Annotated in this window: 18 protein-coding genes; 8 read left to right on the top strand and 10 right to left on the bottom strand. The window is 72.1% G+C overall.

The genetic code is table 11. The features are described from left to right. The first annotated feature begins 40 nt into the window (after window positions 1-40). Window positions 41-355: a DUF6401 family natural product biosynthesis protein gene (locus HNQ79_RS20920; RefSeq protein WP_185033333.1), complete on the top strand. Its 315-nt coding sequence runs from the start codon at window positions 41-43 to the stop codon at window positions 353-355. A 72-nt stretch (window positions 356-427) separates the two neighbouring features. On the opposite strand, the gene HNQ79_RS20915 is transcribed toward HNQ79_RS20920, so the two are convergent. Both HNQ79_RS20915 and HNQ79_RS20910 read right to left on the bottom strand, forming a co-directional pair. Further along, window positions 428-1,264: a mechanosensitive ion channel family protein gene (locus HNQ79_RS20915; protein WP_229923607.1), complete on the bottom strand. Its 837-nt coding sequence runs from the start codon at window positions 1,262-1,264 to the stop codon at window positions 428-430. 247 nt (window positions 1,265-1,511) lie between these two features. Next, window positions 1,512-3,098, bottom strand: coding sequence for a S8 family peptidase (locus HNQ79_RS20910; RefSeq protein ID WP_185033332.1), 1,587 nt, complete (start codon window positions 3,096-3,098; stop codon window positions 1,512-1,514). A 621-nt stretch (window positions 3,099-3,719) separates the two neighbouring features. Here HNQ79_RS20910 and ppk2 point away from each other — a divergent pair. Continuing rightward, window positions 3,720-4,691 (top strand): polyphosphate kinase 2, encoded by a 972-nt coding sequence (gene ppk2, locus HNQ79_RS20905; protein ID WP_185033697.1) that lies wholly within the window; start codon window positions 3,720-3,722, stop codon window positions 4,689-4,691. Window positions 4,692-4,801: 110 nt separating this feature from the next. On the opposite strand, the gene tuf is transcribed toward ppk2, so the two are convergent. The 3 genes from tuf to HNQ79_RS20890 all read right to left on the bottom strand — a co-directional run bounded on the left by tuf (window position 4,802) and on the right by HNQ79_RS20890 (window position 7,083). Then, window positions 4,802-5,974: an elongation factor Tu gene (gene tuf, locus HNQ79_RS20900; RefSeq protein ID WP_185033331.1), complete on the bottom strand. Its 1,173-nt coding sequence runs from the start codon at window positions 5,972-5,974 to the stop codon at window positions 4,802-4,804. A 130-nt stretch (window positions 5,975-6,104) separates the two neighbouring features. Continuing rightward, window positions 6,105-6,278 (bottom strand): hypothetical protein, encoded by a 174-nt coding sequence (locus tag HNQ79_RS20895; RefSeq protein WP_185033330.1) that lies wholly within the window; start codon window positions 6,276-6,278, stop codon window positions 6,105-6,107. Window positions 6,279-6,366: 88 nt separating this feature from the next. Beyond that, window positions 6,367-7,083 carry a DNA alkylation repair protein gene (locus HNQ79_RS20890; protein WP_185033329.1) on the bottom strand — a complete coding sequence of 239 codons (717 nt, stop codon included), beginning with the start codon at window positions 7,081-7,083 and terminating at the stop codon, window positions 6,367-6,369. 49 nt (window positions 7,084-7,132) lie between these two features. On the opposite strand from HNQ79_RS20890, the gene HNQ79_RS20885 reads away from it, so the two are divergent. From HNQ79_RS20885 to lnt, 4 genes are all read left to right on the top strand, one after another. Continuing rightward, window positions 7,133-7,951 carry a TVP38/TMEM64 family protein gene (locus tag HNQ79_RS20885; RefSeq protein WP_185033327.1) on the top strand — a complete coding sequence of 273 codons (819 nt, stop codon included), beginning with the start codon at window positions 7,133-7,135 and terminating at the stop codon, window positions 7,949-7,951. A 260-nt stretch (window positions 7,952-8,211) separates the two neighbouring features. Continuing rightward, the gene (locus HNQ79_RS20880; RefSeq protein ID WP_185033325.1) at window positions 8,212-9,090 is read left to right on the top strand and encodes an undecaprenyl-diphosphate phosphatase; all 879 of its coding nucleotides are present in this window, start codon (window positions 8,212-8,214) and stop codon (window positions 9,088-9,090) included. Window positions 9,091-9,218: 128 nt separating this feature from the next. Then, window positions 9,219-9,734 carry a nuclear transport factor 2 family protein gene (locus tag HNQ79_RS20875; protein ID WP_185033324.1) on the top strand — a complete coding sequence of 172 codons (516 nt, stop codon included), beginning with the start codon at window positions 9,219-9,221 and terminating at the stop codon, window positions 9,732-9,734. Window positions 9,735-9,897: 163 nt separating this feature from the next. Beyond that, on the top strand, window positions 9,898-11,514 hold the full coding sequence (lnt, locus tag HNQ79_RS20870; protein WP_185033322.1) for an apolipoprotein N-acyltransferase: 1,617 nt from the start codon (window positions 9,898-9,900) through the stop codon (window positions 11,512-11,514). On the opposite strand, the gene HNQ79_RS20865 is transcribed toward lnt, so the two are convergent. Continuing rightward, on the bottom strand, window positions 11,438-12,343 hold the full coding sequence (locus HNQ79_RS20865) for a Gfo/Idh/MocA family protein (protein WP_185033320.1): 906 nt from the start codon (window positions 12,341-12,343) through the stop codon (window positions 11,438-11,440). The genes lnt and HNQ79_RS20865 overlap by 77 nt on opposite strands. Then, on the bottom strand, window positions 12,340-13,572 hold the full coding sequence (locus HNQ79_RS20860; RefSeq protein WP_185033318.1) for an FAD-dependent monooxygenase: 1,233 nt from the start codon (window positions 13,570-13,572) through the stop codon (window positions 12,340-12,342). The genes HNQ79_RS20865 and HNQ79_RS20860 overlap by 4 nt, the downstream gene beginning before the upstream one ends. 78 nt (window positions 13,573-13,650) lie before the next feature. Between HNQ79_RS20860 and HNQ79_RS20855 the strand changes: the two genes are divergently transcribed. Then, the gene (locus HNQ79_RS20855) at window positions 13,651-14,289 is read left to right on the top strand and encodes a TetR/AcrR family transcriptional regulator (RefSeq protein ID WP_185033316.1); all 639 of its coding nucleotides are present in this window, start codon (window positions 13,651-13,653) and stop codon (window positions 14,287-14,289) included. A 133-nt stretch (window positions 14,290-14,422) separates the two neighbouring features. After that, complete coding sequence (locus tag HNQ79_RS20850) at window positions 14,423-15,007, top strand: hypothetical protein (RefSeq protein WP_185033314.1); 585 nt, start codon at window positions 14,423-14,425, stop codon at window positions 15,005-15,007. Window positions 15,008-15,164: 157 nt separating this feature from the next. On the opposite strand, the gene HNQ79_RS20845 is transcribed toward HNQ79_RS20850, so the two are convergent. The 3 genes from HNQ79_RS20845 to HNQ79_RS20835 all read right to left on the bottom strand — a co-directional run bounded on the left by HNQ79_RS20845 (window position 15,165) and on the right by HNQ79_RS20835 (window position 18,090). Further along, window positions 15,165-15,626 carry a hypothetical protein gene (locus tag HNQ79_RS20845; protein WP_185033312.1) on the bottom strand — a complete coding sequence of 154 codons (462 nt, stop codon included), beginning with the start codon at window positions 15,624-15,626 and terminating at the stop codon, window positions 15,165-15,167. An 84-nt stretch (window positions 15,627-15,710) separates the two neighbouring features. After that, window positions 15,711-16,400, bottom strand: coding sequence for a uracil-DNA glycosylase (gene ung / locus HNQ79_RS20840; RefSeq protein ID WP_185033310.1), 690 nt, complete (start codon window positions 16,398-16,400; stop codon window positions 15,711-15,713). A 103-nt stretch (window positions 16,401-16,503) separates the two neighbouring features. Then, window positions 16,504-18,090, bottom strand: coding sequence for an ABC transporter substrate-binding protein (locus HNQ79_RS20835; RefSeq protein WP_185033308.1), 1,587 nt, complete (start codon window positions 18,088-18,090; stop codon window positions 16,504-16,506). Between the last annotated feature and the right edge of the window lie 103 nt (window positions 18,091-18,193).

Here is an 18,193-nt window from a genome sequence, read left to right as displayed (position 1 = left end):
CGGCCCGTTTTCCCACCGTTTCCTCCCGTACGCTCGCTGGGTGACGTCCTGTGTCCTTACCAAGGTCTGCGCCGACTTCGAGCGGCGCTTCGCCGAATTCGCCTTCGAGCCGGGCTTCGCCGCCGCGGTCGACCAGCATGTGGCCGAGATCCGCGAGCGGCTCGGCGCGCACAGTGCCGGGCTGGAGCCGCCCGCGCCCGACCGGACCGCGCTCGCCGACTACGCGCTGGGGTTTGTGGACGCGCTGACGGAGACCGGGTGGCACGAGCCGGTCGCCTACGACTACGCCGTGTGCCGGCTGACCGCGCTGAGCTATCTCGTGCGCCGCCACCGCCTGGTCGCACCACGCACCTGACCCGGCCGCGCACGAGGGTGCGGGACCGGGCCGGGAGTCGTGCGGGGTGCGTACGTCACGCTGCGGACGGCGTCACATGGGGTCCACGCGTTCGGTGTCCGTGACGGGCTGGTTCCGCAGCGCGTCCTCGCGGCCCGACTGGTAGGCGTCGTCGCGGGGCGTGTCGGAGGAGGCCCGCTGGGCCCGCATCCGGCCGGTCTCCTCCTCGGCCGTGTCCATCCAGCGTTCGATGCGACCGCGCATCGGCTGGATCATGGCGCCGCCGACGCCGACGACGAGGATGCCCGCGACCGCGGCCAGCGCGGCGATGAGCACCGGCTCGGTGACGGTCGTGGCGATGCCGACCTGGCCGAGGGCCGCGATCACGCCGAGGGCGACGATGACCGCCCACACGATCCGGGCCACCATCGGCCCGTACGAGGCGGCCGACAGCACGCCGGACACCACGCCGCGCACGGCGTTGGCGATCGCCATGGCGACCACCACCAGGACCAGGGCGACCAGGGCCCGCGGCAGCCAGGCCACGATCCCGTCGATCATGCCGCTGACCGGGTTGGGTCCGAACACGCCGAACGCGAGCTGGAGGGTGACCAGCAGCAGGGCGTAGTAGACGACCTTGCAGACCAGTGAGGTCGCGTCGTACTGGGAGTCGTTGAAGATTTTGGCGGAGCCCGCCCGTTCGCTGAGCCGTTCGAAGCCGACCTTGCGCAGGACCCGGTCGAGCACCTTGGCGATCATCTTCGAGACGATCCAGCCGACCACGAGGATCACCAGGAACGCGGCGAGCTTCGGGACGAACTGGGCCACCTTGGACCAGGCATCGGAGATGCCCTGCTGGAACTCGACCGCGAGCACGCTGTCCGCGGGAAGCCGTATCTGGTGAGTGGGCAGGATCTGGGGTGAGAGCACGATCAGACCTTTCGTCGACGCGTCACGTCTCTGCGTCGTGCCTATCAGCGCCGTGCTCCGGGCGCCTTCCGGCACCGCTCCCTGGCCCGCCGAACGGGTGAGGAAACGGGGCGAGGGCGGACGCCGTGCGGCGTCCGCCCTCTGTGGGGTGACAGGCCCCGGTGCGGTGTCGGGCCGGTGCGCTGTCAGGCCCGGGTGTGCTCGTGGGTACCGGCCGGCTCCGGGGCCGGAACCGGAGCGCCCGGGGTCAGAACTGGAGCGCCCAGAGGTCGATCATGCCGACGTCCTGGGCCGCGTTGTCGCTCACCCTCAGCTTCCAGGTGCCGTTGGCGACCTCCGAGGAGGCGTTCACGGTGTACGTCTGGTTGATGTTGTCGCTGCTGCCTCCCGTGCCGTACCCCTTCAGGGTGTAGACGCTGCCGTCGGGGGCGACGAGGTCGACCTTGAGGTCACCGATGTAGGTGTGCTTGATGTCGACCGGGACGCTCAGGGCGGACGGTGCGTTGCCCGCGACGCCGGTCACGGCGACCGGGGACTCGACGGTGGCGTTGTCGCGGATGGCCACGTCGGTGGCGTTCTCGAAGCGCTTGCCGGGGGGCGGCGTGGTGGAGCTGCCCACGTTCAGGAGCTTGTTCGGCGAGCCGGTGCCCGGGTTGGTGACCACGTTCGGGGTGGCCGCGGCGGACAGTGCCGAGGAGACCTGGGCCGGGGTGGCGGACCTGTTGCCCGCCAGGTAGAGCGCCGCGGCGCCCGCCGCGTGCGGGGCGGCCATCGACGTGCCGGAGATCGTGTTGGTGGCGGTGTCACCGGTGTGCCACGCCGAGGTGATGGAGGAGCCCGGGGCGAAGAGGTCCAGGACGCTGCCGTAGTTGGAGAAGCTGGAGCGGGCGTCGGTGTTGGTGGTGGAGCCGACGGTGATCGCTTCCGCGACGCGCGCCGGGGAGTAGTTCTGGGCGTTGGCATTGCTGTTGCCGGCCGCGACGGCGTAGCTGATGCCGCTGGCTATGGAGTTGCGTACGGCGGTGTCCAGTGCGCTGTCCACGCCGCCGCCGAGGCTCATGTTGGCGACGGCGGGCTTGACGGCGTTCTTCGTCACCCAGTCGATGCCCGCGACGACCTGGGCGGTGGTGCCGGAGCCCTGGTTGTTGAGTACGCGTACGCCGACGATCCTCGCCTTCTTGGCGACGCCGTACGCGCCGCCCCCGACGGTGCCGGCGACGTGCGTGCCGTGGCCGTTGCCGTCCTGGGCGGTGTTGTCGTTGTCGATCGCGTCGTAGCCGTAGCTCGCCCGGCCTCCGAAGTCGCTGTGGGAGATGCGTACGCCGGTGTCGATGACGTACGCGGTCACGCCCTCGCCCGCGGAGTCGGGGTAGGTGTAGCTCCGGTCGAGCGGCAGTGCCCGCTGGTCGATGCGGTCCAGGCCCCAGGACGGCGGGTTGGGCTGGGTGGCGTCGATGGTGAACACGCGGTTCTGGGCGACCGAGGCGACCGAGGGGTCGGCGGCGAACTTCTTGGCCTGTGCCTCGGACAGCTCGACCGCGTAGCCGTTGAGGGCCCGCTCGTAGGTGTCCTTGATCTTCGCTCCGTACCGTTTGGCCAGCGCCTGGCCCTGCGCGGACTCCGCGTCGACGGCGGACTCCTTGAGGGTGACGATGTAGCTGCCCGGGACGGCGTCGGCCGCTCCCGCGTTCTCGATCAGCCCTTCGGCGGCGGTGGGGGCCGCGGCGGCGGGCAGGACGGAGACGGCGCCGAGCGCGAGGGCGGCGACCGCGGTCGCGCCGGCCAGAGCGAGTCTTCGGGACGTGCTGCGGGCGGATGCAGGACGCATCGACATCGGAGGGGTCCTCCTCATGGGGGTGCACCGGTGGTGCATCAGTGGGGGAATGTGCGGCAGGGGCATGACAAGCCAACGTGCGGTGAAGTCCGGCTTGCCGCCGACCGACCGACACCGAAAGATTGGCCCATCCTCCTGAACCCCACAAGAGGTCCTGCACTCCCGGAACACGTCGGCCGCACAATTGACATGACGTGTCGTCATATGCCGTCATCCCGCCCCCGCCGCGCCGCCGCCGACCGCGGCATCGGTGCGGCGGGCATGTACGGCCGGCCGGCGGGCATGCGGAGGACGTTCCCGCGTTCCCGCGTTCCCGGGGGTCCGCTCCGAACCGAACGGAGGTGTGTCGTGGTCGTGCCTGCCCTCTGCGTAGCTCTGCCGGCCCCGGCCCTTCTGCTGCCCGGCGCCCGTGGCGCCCCCGGCCGCACACGGGGCCGCATGCCGATCTGAGCGGTACCGGCCAGGATGGAACCGAGCACCGCATCCGATGCACCGGCCGCGTCCCGCCGCGCATGTCCGGCCCCGGCCCGCCCCGGGCCCCCTCCCGCCCCCTTCCGCCGACCACGCGCCCCGACGACGCAAGGAAGCCCCGTGTCCCACGACCAGAAACCGGCGACACCCATCCAGGGCCGGAACGACACCACCGCCGCCGAGGCGGAGCTGCTCGACGGCCTGCTGGTGGACGAAGAGCGCCCCGAGCAGCCCATCCTCCTGGACGGCGACGGCCGCCCCCTGGGCACCTGGCGCGAGAACTACCCGTACGACAAGAAGCTCGGCCGTGCCGCGTACGAACGCCAGAAGCGGATCCTCCAGATCGAGCTGCTCAAGCTCCAGAAGTGGGTGAAGGAGACCGGCCAGCGCGTCGTCGTGGTGTGCGAGGGCCGGGACGCGGCGGGCAAGGGCGGCACCATCAAGCGCTTCACCGAACGCCTGAACCCGCGCGGGGCCCGCGTCGTGGCGCTCGACAAGCCCACCGAGCGCGAGAGCGGCCAGTGGTACTTCCAGCGGTACATCACGCACCTCCCCTCGGCCGGGGAGATCGTCTTCTTCGACCGGTCCTGGTACAACCGGGCGGGCGTGGAGCGGGTCATGGGCTTCTGCACCCCGGCCCAGTACCGGCACTTCTACGAGCAGGCCCCGGCGTTCGAGCAGATGCTCACGGACGACGGGATCGTACTGGTCAAGTTCTGGTTCTCGGTCTCGCGCGGCGAGCAGCGCACCCGGTTCGCGATCCGCCAGGTCGACCCGGTACGGCAGTGGAAGCTCTCCCCCACCGACCTGGCGTCGCTGGACCTGTGGGACGCGTACACCGAGGCGAAGGTCGAGATGTTCCGCGCGACGGACACCCCGCACGCGCCCTGGACGGTGGTCAAGAGCAACGACAAGCGGCGCGGACGTCTGGAGGCGATGCGCCACCTGCTGCTGCGCTGCGACTACGCGGCGAAGGACGAGAGCGCGGTCGGAAAGGCCGACCCGCGCATCATCGGTTCCGCCGACACCCTGCTGGAGAGCGGCGAGGAACCCACCGACCTCTCCCCCACTCCGCTGCTGGGCGACGGCGACGGTCCGGGCCGTCACCCCGAGGAGGGCTGACGGCCCGACGCGGCATGCGTGCGGACGGTGCGGGCCGACGAACGGGGCCCGGCCCGCACGCACGCTGCGCCGCGCGGACCGGGCCCTGACCGGACCGTCGGCCCGTTCCCTCAGCCGAGGACCTCGGTCACCGTTCCCGCGCCGACCGTCCGTCCGCCCTCGCGGATCGCGAAGCCGAGGCCCGTCTCCAGCGGAACCGCACGCCCGAGCTCGACCGTCATGGTGACGGTCTCGCCCGGCCGCGCGACGGCGGCCTGGCCGAGGTCCACGTCGCCGACCACGTCCGCGGTACGGAGGTAGAACTGCGGCCGGTAGCCGGAGGCGACCGGCGTCGACCGGCCGCCGTCCTTCGCCGACAGGACGTACACCTGGGCGGTGAAGTGCCGCGCGGGCGTGGCGCTTCCGGGTGCCGCCACGACGTGCCCGCGGCGAACCCCGTCACGGGGCACCCCGCGCAGCAGCAGCGCGACGTTGTCGCCCGCCTGCGCGCTGTCCATCGGCTTGCCGAAGGTCTCCAGCCCGGTGACCACCGTCTCGACGTCGGCGCCGATCACCTCCACCCGGTCGCCGACCGCGACGGTGCCGCGCTCGATGGCACCGGTGACGACCGTGCCGCGCCCGGTGATGGTGAGGACGTTCTCCACCGGCAGCAGGAAGGGTGCGTCCACGTACCGCTCCGGCATCGGCACGTAGGTGTCGACGGCGTCGAGCAGCGCCTCGATGGAACCGGTCCACCGTGGGTCGCCCTCCAGCGCCCTGAGCCCCGACACCCGCACGACCGGTACGGCGTCGCCGCCGTAGCCGTGGGAGGTGAGCAGTTCGCGGACCTCCAGCTCGACCAGGTCGGTGAGCTCGTCGTCGCCCGCGTCGGCCTTGTTGAGGGCGACGACGATGTGGTCGACGCCGACCTGACGGGCGAGCAGGACGTGCTCGGCGGTCTGCGGCATGATGCCGTCGAGCGCGGAGACGACGAGGATCGCGCCGTCGAGCTGGGCGGCGCCGGTGACCATGTTCTTGACGTAGTCGGCGTGGCCGGGCATGTCGACGTGGGCGTAGTGGCGGGTGTCGGTCTCGTACTCGACGTGGCTGATGTTGATGGTGATGCCGCGCAGCGCCTCCTCGGGGGCCCGGTCGATCCGGTCGAACGGGACGAAGGTGCCGGTGCCGCGCTCGGCGAGGACCTTGGTGATGGCGGCGGTAAGGGTGGTCTTGCCGTGGTCGACGTGCCCCATGGTGCCGATGTTGAGGTGGGGCTTGGTGCGGACGTATGCCGTCTTGGGCATGACTCTTCCTTCGGGGTGACACGAAGCTGAGGTCTCGGCGCCGGGCCGATGGGCCGTGCGGCGGGAGACGGGGACCCCTGGATCCGACCGACCCTCCCCCTGCGGGGTCCGCCGGAGTGTCCGGGGAGGGTCAGCTTCGGGCGCCGCCGAAGGCGTCGGGGCCGACTGCGGCCGGGACGGCTGCTGCGGAGCCGAGTGCGGCCGGGACGGCTGCGGCGGGGCCGAGTGCGGCGAGCGGGAAACCGGCAGCCCGAACAGCGCCCGCGGCTGCGGGCGTTGCTGCGAGGAAGGCGTACCGGAACATGGGCCGATCATCGCCGATCGGGCCGCTCGGGTCGAACGGTTTTCCTGGCGGCGGGGAGCAGCGCCGGCCGGCGCGACCCGAACAGCGGTCAGAGGTTCTTCAGCGCCTCCCGCACGGACAGCGGCGACAGTTCGGCGCGGTGCGCCGCGACGAAGGCCCGTACCGCCGCCGGGTCCGTCTTCGCGTACTCGCGCAGGCACCAGCCGATGGCCTTGCGGACGAAGAAGTCCGGGTGGGCGGCCCGGCGCAGGCAGTGGGCGAAGAGCCGGCCGGTGTCGGTGGCGTCCCTGCGGCGGAGCTGGTGCAGCAGCGCGGCCCTGACGAGCCACCTGTCCTCGTCGTCGATCCACTCGTCCATGACGGAGCCGAGTTCCGGGTCTGCGGCGACGAGCGGGCCGACGACGTGCACGGCGAGCAGGTCGACGGTGTCCCACCAGGGGAGGGTGACGATCAGCCGGCGGGCCACGGGCAAAAAGCCGGAGGACAGCCGTCCCACGTGCCGTCGCAGGTGGTCGACGGCGAAGTACTGGTACTCGCGGCCCTCCAGTTCCCAGCAACGCAGCGCGATCGCCGTGCAGTCCGCCTCCTGGGGTTGCGCAGTGCCGTCGAGCACCACTCGGGAGAGTGCGCGGCGCTCGGGAGTGCGGATACCGAGGAAGGGAGTGATGTTTCGCATGTACGCGGCCGCTCGACCGGCCTGCTCGGGGTCCGCCGCCGTCGGGTACACGCTGGTCAGGCGTGCCAGGACGGTGTCGGCGAGCGCGCTTGACGGACCGCTGTCAGCCGTACGGGTCAAGCGGTTCATGCGGTGCACATTACGGCGATCACACCCGTATGTCAGTTAGTCTCCCCGGATGTTCGACCAAGCCCCCCGGGCCCCGGCCCGCACGGACCGACCGCGCTCGGTTCGCCTCGCCAAGGCGCTGATGTCGCCCTGGGCGAGGCTCGCCCTGCTCGCGGTCGTGCTGGCTTCGGCGGCCACCGCGGTCCTGCTGTACGAGCCGCAGAAGATGCTGGCGGACGGATGGCCGCCACAGCTGGGCGGGGCCATGGCAGCGGTGCTGTTCGGGGTGGCGTACGGGCTGTGCACGGTGGCGTTCGTGCCGCGCCCGATCCTCAACCTGGCGGCGGGCGCGCTCTTCGGGACCGCCCTCGGCCTCACCACGTCCATCGGCGGAACGGTGCTGGGGGCGGGGATCTCGTTCGGTCTGGGCCGACTGCTCGGGCAGGACGCGCTGCGTCCGATGCTGCGGGGGCGGGTGCTGCTCGCGGCGGACGGGGTGCTCAGCCGGCACGGTTTCCGTTCGATGCTGGCGATCCGGCTGTTCCCCGGGGTGCCGTTCGCCGCCGCCAACTACTGCGCGGCGGTCTCGCGGATGCGGTACTTCTCGTTCCTGACGGCGACCGGGCTCGGTTCGGTCCCGAACACCCTGGCGTACGTCATAGCGGGCAGCGAGGCCTCGTCGCCGCGGTCGCCCGCCTTCCTGATCTCGACGGGATTCATCGTGGTGTCGAGCATCGCGGGTGTGGTGGTGGCGTGGCGCAAGCGTCACTCGATCGGCCGGTCGGCCGGGACGGGCGTACTCGTCGCGAGTTCCGAGGACATGCGGGGCGACGGGACGCAGTCCGCGGAGGCCGGGAAGGTTCCCGTACTCCCGCTCCCGAAGGGCTGAGGGCGCGGTGTGGGGCCGCGCGGCCGGGCAGGCACGGTGATCCCGAGAAGCCGGCGGGGCCGGCGGGTGCGCGGCACCCCGACCGGCAGGACCCGCGGCAGGTGAACTCCCGGGTGCGACACCGGGCCACGCCCGTTGCCCGCTGATCACCGTTCGGCCACCTTCCCTGGGTACGCTGCGCACCACTCACCCCACCCCTCGCGCAGTGCTCTCCCGCATCACCGCACCGCTGCGCCTCGATCCGGGACGGCGCCACCCTCATGAGCTGGTTCGAATCCTTCATCCTCGGGCTGGTCCAGGGCCTGACCGAATTCCTGCCCATCTCGTCGAGCGCCCATCTGCGCCTGACGGCCGCCTTCGCGGGCTGGCAGGACCCGGGCGCGGCGTTCACCGCCATCACCCAGATCGGCACCGAGACGGCCGTCCTCATCTACTTCCGCAAGGACATCGCGACGATTCTCGGCGCGTGGTTCCGTTCGCTGCGTGACAAGTCGATGCGCGGCGACCACGATGCGCAGATGGGCTGGCTCGTGATCGTGGGCTCGATCCCGATCGGGGTGCTCGGCGTCACCCTCAAGGACCAGATCGAGGGCCCGTTCCGCGATCTGCGGCTGATCGCGACCACTCTGATCGTGATGGGCCTGGTACTGGGCTTCGCGGACCGGCTGGCCGCGCGGGCGGAGGCGAACGCGGGCACCGGCCGGCACCAGGCCGGGAACCACCGCAAGACGCTGCGGGACCTCGGGATCAAGGACGGTCTGATCTTCGGCTGCTGCCAGGCACTCGCCCTGATCCCGGGCGTCTCCCGCTCCGGCGCGACCATCAGCGGCGGCCTCCTGATGGGCTACACGCGTGAGTCGGCGGCGCGGTACTCGTTCCTGCTGGCCATCCCGGCGGTGCTGGCATCGGGGGTGTACGAGCTGAAGGACGTCGGCGGGCACGTGTCGTGGGGTCCGACGGTCTTCGCGACGGTGATCGCTTTCGTGGTGGGGTACGCGGTGATCGCATGGTTCATGCGGTTCATCTCCACGCGGAGCTTCATGCCGTTCGTCTACTACCGGGTGGCGTTGGGCGTCCTGCTGTTCGTCCTGGTCGGCACGGGTGTGCTGAGTCCGCACGCCGGGGAGTCGGCGGGCTGAGGCGGGCCGGACGCCCGCGCTGCGCCGCCGGGCCGCGAGGCTGTCCTGGGCGGAACGGCGGGGGCACGTGGTGCGGGGCGTCGCGCGGGGCCCTTGGCCCCACGCCCCCTCTGCCGGAGACTGTTCCGATGACACAGCGTGTGGAGCTCGCGACCGTAATGGACCGGCTGGCCGTCGACGCGGTGGTCACCGCCTACGCGGTCGCCGTCGACGACGGCGACTGGTCCGCCTACGAAGCCCTGTTCACACCGGACGGCCGCGCCGACTACCGGTCGGCGGGCGGCATCGAGGGCCCGGCCCGCGAGGTCTGCGGCTGGCTGGCCGAAATGCTGACGCTGTTCCCCGTGCGCCAGCACCTGATCGTCAACCGCCGTCTCCGTCTGGAGGAACTCGACGGGAACAGCGGGGACGGCGCGGAACTCCGGGCGGACTATCTCAGTCCGATGCGGCTGGAACGCACGCCGGACGACCGTACGGGAGAGGAACCCGCCGGCTCGTTCGCGCCGAACTTCGTCACCGGCGGGCGCTACACCTTCCGCTTGCTCCGTTCCGCCGAAGCGGACGACGACAGTTTCGGCTCCTGGCGGGTGCACCGGGTCACCGTCCATGAGAAGTGGCGGCGCACCGGGGCGGGCATCGTCTGACGCCCGCAGGCTCCGGCCTGCGCGTCGTCCGGCGCCGGCCGGGACCGGCCGGCGCGGCCAACGAGGCCACCGAGGCCACCGAGGCCACCGAGGCCCACTGTCCCCGGTGGCCACCCTCCCCCACACTGGGGGCATTACGTGGGTGCTGGTGAGGAGGCGCGGGATGCCGAAGCGCTGGACGCCCGGCCGCGGTCCCCGGCAGGGGCCGCCCGCCGCCCGCGCGCAGCGCGTCCTCGCCTCGCGCGGTGGGCGGGGCGCGGCGGCCGTCGGGGCCGGGGCGCTGCCCGCGCTGGCCTTCCCCGCCCCGGGGCTGTGGTGGGTCGCGTACGTCGCCCTGGTGCCGTGGATGCTGCTGGCCCGGTCGGCTCCGTCCGGGCGGCGGGCCGCGCTGGACGGGTGGCTGGGCGGGGCCGGGTTCGTCGTCGCCGTGCACCACTGGCTGCTGCCGAGTCTGCACGTGTTCACTTTCGCACTGGCGGCTCTGGTGGGGCTGTTGTGGTTGCCGTGGGGGTGGCTGGTACGGCTGATGCTCGGCGGCAGGCCGGCCGTGCCCCGCGCCCTCGCCGCGGTCGTCCTGCTCCCGTCCGGCTGGCTGATGGTGGAACTCGCCCGTTCCTGGGAGGGGCTGGGCGGCCCGTGGGGGCTGCTCGGCTCGTCGCAGTGGGAGGTCACCGCCGGGTTGCGGCTCGCCTCGCTCGGCGGGGTCTGGCTGGTCGGTCTGCTGGTGGTGGCCGTCAACACCGCTCTGGTGGTGCTGCTGACGCTGCCGTACGCCCGTACCGCCGCCGGGTCCGCTCTGGTGGCCTGCGTCCTCCTGGTGGGTGCTAGCTGGCTCTGGGCCCCGCGGCCGGCGCACGTCCGCACGGCCCGGGTCGCCGTCGTGCAGCCGGGGGTGTTCGACGGCGCCGGCTCCGCCGAGCGGCGGCTGGCACGCGGCGAAGAGCTGACCCGAACGCTCGCCGGACAACGGGTCGACCTGGTCGTGTGGGGCGAGAGCAGCGTCGGCGAGGACCTGACGGCCCGCCCCGACGTGGCGGAACGGCTCGCCGCGCTGTCCCGGCTGGTCGGTGCGGACGTCCTCGTCAATGTCGACGCCCGGCGCTCCGACCGGTCCGGGATCTACAAGTCGTCGATCCTGGTGGGCCCGGAGGGTCCGGCAAAAGCGCGCTACGACAAGATGCGGCTCGTCCCGTTCGGCGAGTACGTCCCGGCCCGCGCCGTGCTCGGCTGGGCGACCTCCGTCGGCAGGGCGGCGGGCGAGGACCGGCTGCGCGGCACGCGCCAGGTGGTGATGCCGCTGCGGAACGGGCTGCGGCTGGGTCCGCTCGTCTGTTTCGAGTCCGCCTTCCCCGACATGAGCCGGCGGCTGGTGCGGGACGGCGCGCAGGTGCTGGTCGCCCAGTCCGCAACGTCCACCTTCCAGGGGAGCTGGGCCCCGCGGCAGCACGCCTCGCTGGCGGCGCTGCGGGCCGCGGAGACCGGGCGGCCGATGGTGCACGCCACGCTGACCGGGGTCAGCACGGTGTACGGGCCGGGCGGCTCCCGGGTGGGCGAGCCGCTGGGCACGGACCGCAGCGCGGCCGCCGTGTACGACGTACCGCTCTCGCGCGGCCTCACCCCGTATGCGCGGTACGGCAACTGGGCCGTCCCGCTCGCGATGTGCGCGCTGGCGCTGCTGCTCGCGACGGAGGGGGTGCGCAGCCTCAGGAAGCCTGCTCCACGGCCGTCCGTACGATCCGCTCGCACAGCTCGTGGGTCGCCAGCGCGTCCCGTGCGCTGAGCGGCTTTCCGGCGCGGACGGCGTCGAGGAAGCCGGTGACGGCCTGCTCGATGCCGCGCTGGCGGGCGACCGGCACCCAGTCGCCGCGCCGGCGGACGCTCGGCTGGCCCTTGTGGTCGACGACCTCGGCGAGGTTGAGGACCTGTCGCTTGGTGTCGCGGCCGGAGACTTCGAGGATCTCCTCGGTGGAGCCGCTCATCCGGTTCATGGTGCCGATGGCGGTGAAGCCGTCGCCGGAAAGCTGGAGGACCACGTGGTGCAGGAGGCCCTCGGCCGACCGGGTCCGCACGTCGACGTGGTCGATCTCGCCGGGGGCCAGGAAGCGCAGGGTGTCCACGACGTGGATGAAGTCGTCGAGGACGAAGGTGCGCGGGTCCTCGGGCAGTCCCACCCGGTTCTTCTGCATGAGGATCAGGTCGCGCGGGTGCTCGGCGCACTGGGCGTAGCCGGGGGCGAGGCGCCGGTTGAAGCCGACGGCGAGGCTGACGCCGCGCTGCTCGGCGAGCTGCACCAGGCGTACGGAGTCGTGGAGTTCGTACGCGAGGGGCTTGTCGACGTACGTGGGGACGCCCGCCTCCAGGAGCCGGGTGACGATCTCCGGGTGGGCGCTGGTCGACGCGTGCACGAACGCGGCGTCCGGCTTGTGGGCCAGCAGTCCTTCGAGGTCGGTGTGCGTGCGCTCGGCGGGGATCCGGTGCGCCTCGGCGACCCGGGCCAGGGTTGCGGGGGTACGGGTCTGGAGGTGCAGTTCCGTGTCCGGCAGGGTGGCGAAGACCGGCAGGTACGCCTTCTGCGCGATGTCTCCGAGCCCGATGACGCCGACCTTCACGGGTGTCCCTCTTCCTGTCGTCGTGCCTGGTGAACGGGTGTGGGGGCAGCATACGTGCGCTGCGGCGGGCGCCAGTCGGCGATCCCGTCGAAGGTGCGCAGCGCGAGGCCGGGAGCGAAGCGGGCGAGGGTCGTCATGCCGTCCCGCAGGCCGACGGCGGTCGTGCCGCTGAGCATCGTCAGCCGGGCGACCCGGGCGGACTTGCGGACGATGCCGGTGGTGCGGGGCAGCCGGTCGGCGGTGTACGCGGCGAGGGCCGCGCCGAGATCGCCGGCCGGCCCCACGTGGTGGGCGAGGACGATGCCGTCCTCGACGGCCTGGTTGCCGCCCTGCCCCAGCGCCGGGCACATCGCGTGCGCGGCGTCGCCGATCAGGACGGTGCGGCCCCGGTGGTGCGCGGGGAGCGGGATGTTCATGTGGTGCACGTCGCCGCGCAGCAGCGTCGCGTCGGTGGCGGCGTCGAGGATCTGCGGGACGGGGTGGTGCCAGGGGGCGTACCTGCGCAGCAGCTCGGCCTTCTCGCCGTCGGGGCTGCGTTCCCCGGCGGGGGCGGCTGCCGCGGCGTACGCGTAGATCCGGCCGTCCTTGAGCGGCTGGGTGCCCCAGATCTGTCCGCGGCCCCAGGTCTCGTGCGGCGCGAAGGGCTCCGCGGGGGCGGGCACGACGACGCGCCAGGCGGTGAACCCCGCGTACGTGATGCCGGGGTGCTCGGGGAAGAGGGCGCCGCGCACGCCGGACCGGATGCCGTCGGCTCCGACGACGAGGTCGGCCTCCAGGTCGCCGTCGGGGGTGCGGACGACCGCGGGCCTGCCGTCGACCGCTCCTCTGTCGACCAGCTCGGCGGGGGTCCCGGTACGGATCGTGCGGTCGGGCAGCCGGGCGGCGAGCGCCTCGACGAGGGTGGCCCGGTGGACGAGGACCAGCGGGTCGCCGAACCGCCGGACGGCCGCCGAGCTGTCCGTACGGGCGAGCCAACGGCCGCCCGGTGTGCGTACGCCGCCGGGGCCCTGCCAGGCGGCGAGGCGGCGGACGGTGTCGCCGAGGCCGACGACGTCGAGTGCGCGCAGTGCGTTGGGGGCCAGCCCGATCCCGGCGCCGACCGGCTCCAGGGAGGCGGCCCGCTCCAGGACGGTGACCCGCAGACCGCGCTGGTGGAGGGCGAGGGCGGCGGTGAGGCCGCCGATTCCGCTACCGATGACCACCGCGTGGCCGGGACGCTGTGGGGACATGACTCCTCCTGGGCGACTACATCCGTAGTGACGGCCCAGACGCTACTACACCCGTAGTAAGCGCGGTAGGTTTGCCCCATGACCGCTCGCACCTCCTCCGCCACCTCGTCGCGGGCCTCCGGCGCCCCCTCCGCCGCCGCTTCCCCGCGCGCGGACCTGATCGCCGACGCCGCGCTGAAAATCCTGGTCGAGCGGGGGATGCGCGGGCTCACCCACCGTGCCGTCGACGAGGCCGCCGGGCTGCCCCAGGGCTCCACGTCCAACCACGCACGCACCCGGCAGGCACTGCTGGAGGCGGCGACGCAGCGCCTCGCCGTGCTGGAGGCACGCGTGCTCGGCCTCGCCGCCCTGCCGGGCGGCCCCGGCGCGAGCACCGCGGACCTGCCCGAAACGCTCGCAGCGGTGCTGCACCGGCACCTGAGCGGGCACCGCGACATGCTCGTGGCCCGCTACGAACTGGCCCTCGAAGCCACCCGGCGGCCCGAACTGCGGGAGTTCTACGACACGGCGGGGAAGGCCCGGTTCCGGGAGCCGATGGAGGCGATGATGACCGCGGCCGGATCAAGGGAACCGCAACGGCATGCGCTGTCCCTGATCGCCTGGGTCGAAGGGCTGATGTTCTCGTGCGCGGCGGGCTCCTACCACTCGGCCGTACCCACCGAGGAGGAACTCCGCACGGGCTTCGCGGAGCTGTTGCGCGGGATGCTCGGCACGTGAACGACTGGGGCGCGGGATGCCCGGCACGTCCATCGTGACCGATTCGTCACTCGTGCGGGCCAATATCGGCCTTCCGGCTTCCCCAACCGGGTCCGCGATCAGCAGAGTTGCGCGCGTGCATCGAACAAGAACCGTGACGAGAACCGCAGCGACGTTCCTGGTGGGGGTGGCCGTGACCGCCGCTTCGGGCTGCATGGCCGCCGGAACAGGACCCAACGGTTCCCCCGCCGCCCCGCAGCAGCCCCCCGCCTCCCAGCCGTCGGCGCCGCGCCCGCAGCAGCCCGCCGGCCAGGGCGGGCAGCCCGAGCGGCTCGTGGAGGCCCCGGTACGCGAAGTACTCGAAGCGGCCCTGCTGCCGACAGAACAGCTGCCCGAGCCCCGGCGGCCCACCGCACGGCGGGCGGATCAGGGGGCGGTGCCCGGGGCCGTCGGCCGTTCGGAGCCGAAGCGTGCCGAACCGCCCGCACGCGGGGCCACCGCCGACCGGCCCGATCCGGGCCACCCGTCCGCGCGCAAGTCCGGGAAGGAAACCGGGCACAAGTCCCGCGACGACCCCGGACGCGGATCGGCGAAACGCAAGCGGAAGGCGAATCCCGCACCGGAGCTGCCGAAGGTCCCGGTCACGGGTGCCGGCGTCTGCGCCCTCGGCACCGGTTACGGCGGTTGGAAGGCGAACAGCCCCGAGGCACGCATCTGCCGGGAGACGTACGGGGGGTGACCTTCGGGGCGGCGTACGGCGGGTGATCTTCGTGGCCGCGTACGGAGAGACCGGGGCACGCGGGGCCGAGGCGGCAGGGCCCACGTACCGGAGGTGAGGCACGAGGGCCTGGGCGCGTGGCTGCGGCACGCCACGGCCGGGGGCGGGGGGGCCGGGGTCAGTCCCCCGCCAGCCGCGCGTCCAGCCGTCCGATCGCCGCGCGGACACCCTGCCCGTAAACGTCGTCGGCGAGGGCGTCGCACAGGATCCTCGCCGAGCGCAGGTGGCTGCGGGCCGCCTCCCGGCGGCCGAGCTTCGCATAGGCCGTCGCGAGGTTGAGGTGCAGCGACGGATAGAAGCCGCGCAGTTCCGTCGCGCCGGTGCCCACGGGGTCCGCCGCGTCGTCGGCGGCTGCCAGCGCCCGCAGGTCCCACAGCAGTTCGTCCCGCGGGTCGTCCTGCGCGTCCGCCATGTAGTGCGCGAGCAGGCAGCGGTGGCGGGCATCACCGGAGGCGCCGATCTCCGCCCAGAGGGCACCGAACCTGCTGCGCGCCTCCTGCCGGTCTCCGGCGTGGAGCAGGATCGCCGTCTGCCCGATCCGTGTCGTCACGGCGTCAGGGGACGCCTCCCGCTGCTCCATCGTCGGCCTCCGCTGCCCGCTGCTGCTCCGGTACGCCCTGTACGGCGTACCGGAAAAGTTAGCCGCCCGCGGCGGTGATCCGGCTCAGGCTCCGCCCAGGTCCGGGATGGTCCAGTCGATCGCCTCGTGGCCCTGTCCGGCGACGGCCTCGTTGATCTGGGTGAAGGGGCGCGAGCCGAACCACTTCTTCGCCGACAGCGGCGAGGGGTGCGCCCCCTTCACCACCGCGTGCCGCTCCGTGTCTATCAGCGGCAGCTTCTTCTGCGCGTAGTTGCCCCAGAGCACGAAGACCGCCGGGTCCGGACGGTCGGCGACCGCGCGGATCACCGCGTCGGTGAACTTCTCCCACCCCTTGCCCTTGTGCGAGTTGGCCTCGCCCTTGCGGACGGTGAGCACGGCGTTGAGCAGCAGCACGCCCTGCTCGGCCCAGGGCATCAGGTAACCGTTGTCCGGGACCGGCGTGCCGAGCTCCTCGTGCATCTCCTTATAGATGTTGCGCAGGGACGGCGGCGTCCTGACGCCCGGCCGCACCGAGAAGCACAGCCCGTGGCCCTGCCCCTCGCCGTGGTACGGGTCCTGGCCGAGGACCAGGACCTTCACCTTGTCGTACGGGGTGGCGTCGAGCGCGGCGAAGACCTCCTCGCGCGGCGGGTAGACCGGACCCTTCGCCCGCTCGTCCTCGACGAACTCCACGAGCTCCTTGAAGTAGGGCTTCTGGAGTTCCCCGCCGAGGACGCCGCGCCAGGACTCGGGCAGCATGTGGGCATCGGTCACGTCAACAACCTCCGGTGTCTCGGTCTCTCGTCTGTTCAGAGAACCTACCGGCCACCACTGACAACGCCCGCCCCGCCGGCCGCCGCTGCACCGGCGTACGCGTCTACCAGCTGGTCTTGCGGTACAGCTCCCACACCTGCATCACGGTCTGCGGGTCCAGGGCGCGCTCCGTGCCGCCGATCTCCTGGGAGGCGGCGACGTACATCTTGCCCTGCCACAGCGGCAGCAGCCGGACGTCCTCCATGAGGATCTTCTGGGCCCGCACGAAGAACTGCGTGGACCGCTTCCGGTCGACCTCGACGCGCGACTTGGGGAGCAGGTCGTTGGTGATCTCGGGCACCTTGTACGGCGTGGAGATCGCGTTGCGCTCACCGACGAAGGGCGCCACGAAGCTGTCCGCGTCGGGGTAGTCCGGCGCCCAGCCACGCCCGAAGACCGGGTAGGTGCCCTTCTGCACGCCGAGCTGGAACTGCTGCCAGGGAAGTCCTTCGAGGGTGATGGAGAACAGCCCGGACGCCTCCAGCTGGCGCTTCAGTTCGGCGAATTCCAGCGCGGTGGACGACCCGTACCGGTCGGTGGTGTACCAGAAGGTCATCTTCACGGGGGAGGTGATGCCCGCCTCGCGCAGGACGTTCCTGGCCGCCTTCGTGTCCGGCTCCCCGTACCTGTCGAAGAAGTCCGTGGTGTGTCCGGCGATGCCTCGCGGCACCATCGAGTACAGCGGCTCGGCCGTGCCCTTGAAGACCTTCTCGACGAGGGCCGGCCGGTCCACGAGGTGCGCGATCGCCTTCCGGACGGCCGGCTTGGCGGAGTTCGGGTCCCTCGGGTTGAAGACCAGGTAGTGGATCTCCGAGCCGGGTGTCTCGATCACCGTCACCGGCCCGGACGACCGCTCCTCCAGATCGACGATCTGCTCGGCGGTCAGACCGCGGAACGTCGCGTCGATCTCCTTGTTCTCCAGCGCCTTGACCATCTTCGCGGAGTCGTCGAAGTAGCGGATGGTGACGGCGTTGTTGCGCCGGTCGGCAAAGCCTTTGTACGTCTCGTTGCGCACCAGCTCCGCCGCGGCGTCCGCTCCCTTGGGACGGTAGGCCTGGAGGGTGTACGGGCCCGACCCGGTCAGCGCGTTGTCGGTGCGCAGCCTGTCGGGCGGGTACGCCTTCGGGCTGACCAGCGACATGCCGGGCGTGGCCAGCACGAACGGGAACGTCGCGTCGGGTTTGTTCAGGTGGAAGACGACCTTGCCGCTGCCCTGTGCCTCGACCTTACGCAGACTGGAGAGCAGCTCGCCCGGACCGCCCTGGGCCTTGATCCCGACGATCCGGTCGATCGAGTGCTTGACCGCTGCGGCGTCCAGCTTCGCGCCGTCGGAGAAGCTCAGTCCGGGCTTGAGCTCGCACTGGAAGACCCGGTGCGTCTTGTCGGTGAAGTCGCATGTTCTGGCCGCGTCGGGGGCGGGCGCCGAGCTTCCCGTCGGGTAGCTCAGCAGGGTCTGGAACACGTTGCGGTACAGCTCCCACGACCCGTCCCAGGCCCCGGCCGGATCGAGCGTGCTGGGCTTGCTGGTCGTGCCGACGGTGATGATGCTTCCCGCCTCCGCACTGTCCTCGGTCAGTACCCCGCATCCAGCCAGCAGGGCTATGGACGTGAGGGCTGCGGAGGCCCGCAGACTCCTGGTCCGGTCAAACACGTGCACGCTCCTCGATCAGCCATGGGTCGGCAGACCATACCGCAACGGCCTGTCGGCGCAACTACAGTGCTCCAACAGGCCGTTCGGATATCGGAATGCCCGA

This window comes from Streptomyces candidus (assembly GCF_014207445.1).
Classification (GTDB): Bacteria; Actinomycetota; Actinomycetes; order Streptomycetales; family Streptomycetaceae; genus Streptomyces; species Streptomyces candidus.
The sequence above is the reverse complement of the archived record's forward strand: the minus strand, read 5'-3'. Positions and strand labels throughout refer to the sequence as shown.